General features: G+C 37.4%; 3 protein-coding genes. 1 reads left to right on the top strand and 2 read right to left on the bottom strand.

Annotated features, from left to right (window positions below; translation table 11 throughout):
- Positions 1-161: 161 nt before the first annotated feature.
- A complete protein-coding gene (locus GQR53_RS20330) occupies positions 162-614 on the bottom strand; it encodes a hypothetical protein (RefSeq protein ID WP_165745040.1) in 453 nt (150 codons plus the stop codon).
- Between GQR53_RS20330 and GQR53_RS20325 the strand changes: the two genes are divergently transcribed.
- Complete coding sequence (locus GQR53_RS20325; RefSeq protein ID WP_165745039.1) at positions 599-1,789, top strand: PQQ-dependent sugar dehydrogenase; 1,191 nt, start codon at positions 599-601, stop codon at positions 1,787-1,789. The genes GQR53_RS20330 and GQR53_RS20325 overlap by 16 nt on opposite strands.
- 876 nt (positions 1,790-2,665) lie before the next feature.
- Here the strand turns inward: GQR53_RS20325 and GQR53_RS20320 are convergent.
- On the bottom strand, positions 2,666-2,884 hold the full coding sequence (locus GQR53_RS20320) for a hypothetical protein (RefSeq protein ID WP_039489617.1): 219 nt from the start codon (positions 2,882-2,884) through the stop codon (positions 2,666-2,668).
- Between the last annotated feature and the right edge of the window lie 81 nt (positions 2,885-2,965).

The following is a 2,965-nucleotide window of genomic DNA, read 5'->3' as shown; positions in this document are numbered from 1 at the left end:
GCTAAAAAAGATCCTTAGAAAATAATTTGTCTTGGTGAATAGTTACTTAATTTTTTGATTAAATTCTAAAAACCATATTTAAAGGCCGCTGTTTACAATAAACAGCGGCCTTTATTTATTAATCACTATATAACGTATAAGCCGTACTTATATTCACACATCTAACACGCTTTTTGGTTTTTAGTTGCTTTAAATAATTGCGAAAACGCAAAACCACCTCCCGCGCCTGCAAGCAGTTGAGCATAAAAACCCCAGCCTCTTGCGCCCGCTATAATATGAATATTCATAATTGATTCAATGGCAATTAACACAATAGCAAATGCGACAATGCCAGCAATAACAAATAGCTGAGTACTGTATTTTTGAACCTTTTTATTAAGCTTTGCGGTAACAAAAAAAGCGATGGCAAGTGCTAGGGCAATAATAGCGCCGTAGGTAGGTAATAGGCCTAACCAATCATCAAGCGTTAAACTAGCACGATCACTAAAGCCCACCACTACACCTACATTAACTAATTGATTGACAACGTATTGGCTATGAAACAAGCTAGCTAGTGTGAATGTAAGTAACCAAGAAACTAAAAATGAAGGCAATATACGTGTTAAAAACGACATGGTTATCTCAACTTAAAATAAAGCTTTTCTCTTATGCTAGCCATGCTAGCAAAGGCTTGCCCCGTAAACAATGTATCTCTTTTTTTACTCTGCTTTCGCTTTGTGCGTTTTCTGTTAATGCAGATGTTGCGCTCCCAAAGGAGCAGTACAGTACAAAAACACTGGCTACGCAATTACAGTCTCCGTGGAGCATGGTTGAACTACCAAACGGCACATGGTTAATTACAGAGCGTGATGGTCATGTAGTTATAGTTAAAAACAACGCGCAATCAAGAGTAAAATTAAACCTAACAGGTTTATACGTTGCAGGCCAAGGTGGTTTACTTGACATTGTATTATCACCAGATTATAACGACTCCAAAGAAGTTATTTTTACCTATGCCCAAGGTGGTGCAAGCGCAAACAGGCTTGTTGTTGCCAAAGCCACGTTTAATGGCACTGACTTTTCAAAACCTAACATTATTTATAAAGTAGCGACTGATAAAAACACACCGCAACATTACGCAGGACGCGCCCTTATCCTACCCGACAATACGTTATTAGTTTCAACGGGCGATGGGTTTGACTTTAGAGAGCAAGCACAAGTTATCACCAGCCAACTTGGTAAAATATTACGTATAAACCTAGATGGCACCATTCCAATAGACAACCCATTTATTAATCACAAAAACCCAAATGCGCATGCTGTTTACTCACTCGGTCATCGTAACCCTCAAGGCTTAGTTTATGATTACGATACGCAGCAAATTATTAGCCACGAGCACGGCCCTGCAGGCGGTGACGAGCTAAACTACTTAACCGCTGGGACTAATTACGGCTGGCCGGTAATCACCTATGGCAAAGATTACTCGCAAGCGCGTATTTCACCATTTACCGAATATAAAGGCATGCAAAAACCAAGTGTTAATTGGACGCCATCAATAGCACCATCAGGCATGGCGTATTACGGCTCTAAACATACCGCCTTCCCTTCACTACAACAACATGTACTCATCACCACGCTAGTCGATAAAAAGCTCTACAGCGTTAATCTGGCCAACGGTGAATTTACGCAGTCTCACGTCTTCCCTGAGGCTTCAGGAAGATTAAGAGATGTATTTATAACTGATAAAGGTAACGTCGCGGTATTAACAGACGGTAAAGAGGCAGAGCTAATGTTGGTAAAACCAAAGTAGTTTACAAATAGGGTTAGAGGCGCTTCGGTTTTAGAGAGTCATAACAGTTTAAATAAAGCGGCTTTTAGTAAGCACGCCATCCGACAAAAACTATGAGTTGACAGGGACAATCAAACTTACCACATCCTTTAATACTTGATATTTGAGGTCAATATTTGCCCTTTGTTTCTTTCCTATATATTGGTGATACCGAATTAATTTGCATGAAGTAACAAATAATAAAGCTAATCGTAAAAAGAAAGACCTGACTCTATTCAATTCTAAATGAAGGTTTTAAATCCCATAATCAACGTCAGATAGAATAAATGACTGACTATAACCTGTCCTATTGTTACGGAATAATAATTATCTTGGATGCATTCAATCCCAAATCTGTCAATGAATTTCCCTGTATATAATGTCCCGATTAAGCAAAATAGAAAGAAAAATGACATAACTAAAAAGATTAAAAAAGCACCTCCTGTCGATGAGATCGAATTACTCTCAGAGAACAAACTCAAAATGCTAGCAAAGAACAACCCTATTAGATTAATCCCAATAACTCTTCTCTGGGAGCAGTCATATTTACCTTTTGCTGAACACGTTGCGCGTTTTAATCTCGTCATTTTCCACCCAAATTTGTATACTTATTAGCATAACATTTCTTTCTTAATTAGTAGCCAAAATTACTCTACTACTACACTAGTAAGGGAAGCAAGCTCATCCTTATATGAACTTTCTACAATTGACCATGCGCCCATGAAACTCAAAATGTTTTGAATCAAACTAGATTCTCCTTTAGTGATGGATACTGATGAAAACTAACGCCCCAATATGCCGACGAAACGAGCGCAGCGAGTTGAGTTCGGAATAATTGGATTGTTATGTGATTACTATTTAACGCCCCGCGCTTTTGTTTTTAGACTTAAACAAACCTTTACCAGTTAATAGCGACAAATAAACACCCACTACAATTATCATTAACATTGAGCCAATAAAAAGTTCTCTTTGAATTACAAAAGTAACTGGAATTACAGAGGCTATAAATAACATAAAAGTGGATGAGATATTCTTCTTAGTAATATAACTCGCAGTTTTAATTCTAAATAATTTCATTATTAAACTCCTTTTTTGTTTTCAGCACAAATCACATAACGAGCCTGTAGATTTACTCGTTTTTTTATTTGTTTTTTATTG

This window comes from Pseudoalteromonas sp. Z9A6, from assembly GCF_011378805.1.
Lineage (GTDB): Bacteria > Pseudomonadota > Gammaproteobacteria > Enterobacterales > Alteromonadaceae > Pseudoalteromonas > Pseudoalteromonas distincta.
This window is presented reverse-complemented; position numbering and strand designations above follow the sequence as displayed.

Coding starts and splice junctions, on each gene's coding strand:
- GQR53_RS20330 (WP_165745040.1), bottom strand. CDS start 614: ATGTCGTTTTTAACACGTATATTGCCTTCATTTTTAGTTTCTTGGTTA.
- GQR53_RS20320 (WP_039489617.1), bottom strand. CDS start 2,884: ATGAAATTATTTAGAATTAAAACTGCGAGTTATATTACTAAGAAGAAT.